The organism is Kribbia dieselivorans NBRC 106261 (assembly GCF_001552435.1).
GTDB classification, from domain to species: Bacteria; Actinomycetota; Actinomycetes; order Actinomycetales; family Dermatophilaceae; genus Kribbia; species Kribbia dieselivorans.
Genome location: NZ_BCRE01000294.1, coordinates 1 through 1,244 on the forward strand (window position 1 = coordinate 1; position 1,244 = coordinate 1,244).

At 60.2% G+C, this 1,244-nt stretch carries 1 protein-coding gene; it reads right to left on the reverse strand.

Annotated features, from left to right (window positions below; translation table 11 throughout):
• Nucleotide 1: 1 nt before the first annotated feature.
• Nucleotides 2-1,176, reverse strand: a protein-coding gene (locus tag KD1_RS15955) for an IS3 family transposase (RefSeq protein WP_157073433.1) whose coding sequence is annotated in 2 segments (ribosomal slippage) — nt 2-924 and nt 924-1,176 — 1,176 coding nt in all. Because the reading frame shifts where the segments join, the coding sequence is not laid out codon by codon here.
• Between the last annotated feature and the right edge of the window lie 68 nt (nt 1,177-1,244).

Sequence of the window (1,244 nt, forward strand, 5' to 3'; positions counted from 1 at the left end):
GTTATCCTGCTTGGTTCGCTGCAATCCAGGCCATTTCCACCTCGTGCGGGGTGCGGTAGCCGATGGCTGAATGCAGCCTTCTGGTGTTGTAGCGTAGTTCTATATAGCGGGTGATGTCAATCCGCGCGTGGGCTCTGGTGGGGTATTGTGTTCGATAGACCCTCTCGACCTTGAGTGTGCCGTTGAATGACTCCGCCCAGGCGTTGTCCCAACAGACGCCCGTCTTACCCAGGGATCGCCTGATCCCGAGCTCGCTGGCATTTCGGACGTATTCGTCCGAGGTGTACTGCGTGCCGCGGTCGGTATGCATCACGGTCACGCCCTCGCGAATGTGTCCATTCCGGTTGGCCATGTCCAATGCGTCGGTGACGAGTTCGGTCCGCATGTGGTCGGCCATGGCATATCCGACCACCTTCTTCGAGAAGCAGTCCAATACCGTCGCCAGGTACAACCAGCCTTCCCAAGTTGGGATATAGGTAATGTCCCCGACAAGTTTGAGACCGGGTTCGTCGGCAGTGAAGTCGCGTTCGATCAGGTCGGGGGTACCACCCAAGTCGGTGCCCGGGATCGTGGTCACGGGCCGCCACGGCCTCGGCTGGCACGGGACCAGGCCAAGCTCGCGCATGATGCCCCGCACGGTCTCGTCGTCCACCGTGTAGCCCCAGCGCGTCAGGTCCGCGTGCACTCGCCGGTAGCCGTAGGTCTCGTCGGATTCGTCGAAACTGTATTGAACCAAGGCGGCGAGAACCTCGCGCCTTTTCGCTTGATCGGACACCGGTCGAGTTTTCCAGTTGTGATACCCCGACCGTGACACCTTCGCCCAAGCACACATGGACGAGATCGGATAATTGCCTTCTTCGCTGTGAATGAACCCGTACTTCAGGCGCGCGGGAACTTCTGGGCGAAGAAGGCCGTCGCTTTTCCCAAGAACTCGACCTCCTGCCGCAGGGCACGGTTCTCCGCTTCCAAACGCTTCAACTTCGCCCGTTCGGGTTCCGACAGTTCCGCCTCCGGTACCGGGTTACGCTTCCGGTAAGCACTGACCCAGTTCCCCAACGTCTGCTCAACGACCCCATTCTCTCGGGCCACCTTGGCGATCGACCTCGAATCCCTGATCACCTCCTGAACGAGCGCATCCTTGAACTCCGGCGAGTACTTTCTAGCTGGCACGGCCACACTTCCCTCTCAGACTCTTCCCGACAACAATATCCGGGCCACTGTCCGAGAACCGGCGGGCACCTCAG